This is a genomic window from Synechococcus sp. R3-13 (genome assembly GCF_047462195.1).
Classification (GTDB): domain Bacteria; phylum Cyanobacteriota; class Cyanobacteriia; order Thermostichales; family Thermostichaceae; genus Thermostichus.
In genome coordinates this window covers 1-1,531 of record NZ_JANSIO010000175.1, presented here as the reverse complement: position 1 = coordinate 1,531, position 1,531 = coordinate 1, and the positions used below count along the sequence as shown (strand labels likewise).

The following is a 1,531-nucleotide window of genomic DNA, read 5'->3' as shown; positions in this document are numbered from 1 at the left end:
GAGCAGCTCTACACCTTCGGGGGGCCGGAGCGGGATCCCCGCGAGGCCGAGGATGGCTATGGAGTGCGCTACCTGTCGGTCAGCTACTTTGCCCTGGTGCGGTTCCAGGATGCTGAATTGCTGGCAGACGGAGTGGAGGGCATTGCCTGGTATCCCGCCGACCAAATTCCCTCTTTAGCCTTTGACCACGAAGAGATTTGCCGCTATGCCCGCCGTCGCCTCTGCGCCAAGTTGGAGTACAGCCCGATTGCCTTTGACATTTTGCCCGCCACCTTCACGCTAGGGGAGGTCTATCAGCTCTACGGCACCGTTTTGGGCGAGGGGTTCTCCGACTACTCCAATTTTCGCGCCCGCCTACTGAAACTGGGTATCTTGCAAGATACCGGCCAGAAAAGTTCCCAAGGAACAGGCAGACCGGCAACCCTCTACCGTTTTGATGCGGCTGCTTTCGAGAAAATCCGTCATAAGCCAATGGTATTTGTCTAAGGGATCCCAGCTCACCAATACTAATCCGGCCAGTCCAGCCAGATCGTTAACGTTCTCCCCACGGCTAAAGCCGGGGGATTTTTTCCATCGCTCCACGCTCCTCGCGCTTCGTTGCAATGGGCTACACGAGGCCCTATATCCTCGTGGGGGACGCCATCTCCTCAACTACTGAGATGCCAAAACACCCCAGATACTTCTACTTCACCTTTAACGCTGCACCCTTCCATAAGCGGGTGGAGCGAGTCTCCCGTCCTGTCATGAGACGGTGACTTATCCCCAGGCATGAATGCCGGGGCCTGCGACGCCGAGTTTTCGGTCAGCAGCAGCCAGAGAGCTGTGCTAAGATTAGAAACCATGATAGGTATTGTTTCAGGAGTTCTCCAAGCATGTCTGCAGCAATAGATATCGCTGATGCTACCTTTGAGGCAGAGGTGCTGCGCAGCGATATTCCGGTTCTGGTTGATTTTTGGGCACCTTGGTGTGGCCCCTGCCGGATGGTGGCTCCTGTGGTTCAGGAGATAGCTGAGCAGTATGTCGGCAAAGTTAAGGTTGTAAAAATCAACACCGACGAGAACCCTCAAACTGCCAGCCAGTACGGTATTCGCAGCATTCCCACCCTGATGTTGTTCAAGGGCGGCCAGAAGGTGGATGTGGTGGTCGGCGCCGTACCCAAGGCAACTCTAACCACGATTTTGGAAAAGCACTTCGACACACCTGCCGAAGCCTGAGGGCTATGCCTTGGGTGTTTCAGAATGTAACTTTTGGGTTCTGGATTAGAACCCAGCTGCCATTTTGTGCCGAGAACTGATTAAAGTAATTCCAGAGAACTTTAGGATCCCAGCTTGACCGATTCCGTTTCTTCCCTTCTGCAAGAAGTTTTTTCCAACGCTGAGACCCGCCTAAAGCAGTTGGAGTATCATCCCAACCGGACGGCCTGGCTGCGTATTGTGCAGTCGCTGCAGCGCATGGGATCCCTGGAGCTGAGCCGTTTAGATGCCAAGATCTTGGCGGCTACTCTTGAGGATCTGGAGCAGGGGTTTGCCGT

Annotated in this window: 2 protein-coding genes and 1 pseudogene; all 3 read left to right on the top strand. The window is 54.7% G+C overall.

All coding sequences use genetic code 11. The features are described from left to right. A partial coding sequence (locus tag NW856_RS05365) for an NUDIX hydrolase (RefSeq protein WP_414399435.1) occupies positions 1 to 486 on the top strand: 486 nt, incomplete at its 5' end. 386 nt (positions 487 to 872) lie between these two features. After that, a complete protein-coding gene (gene trxA, locus NW856_RS05360) occupies positions 873 to 1,214 on the top strand; it encodes a thioredoxin (protein ID WP_011431863.1) in 342 nt (113 codons plus the stop codon). A gap of 114 nt (positions 1,215 to 1,328) precedes the next feature. Then, positions 1,329 to 1,531 (top strand): annotated as a pseudogene (locus NW856_RS05355) (cytochrome D ubiquinol oxidase subunit II); the annotation flags it as partial.

What these genes read in the sequence shown, in the direction of transcription:
- trxA (WP_011431863.1), top strand. Translation starts at nt 873, where the DNA reads ATGTCTGCAGCAATAGATATCGCTGATGCTACCTTTGAGGCAGAGGTG.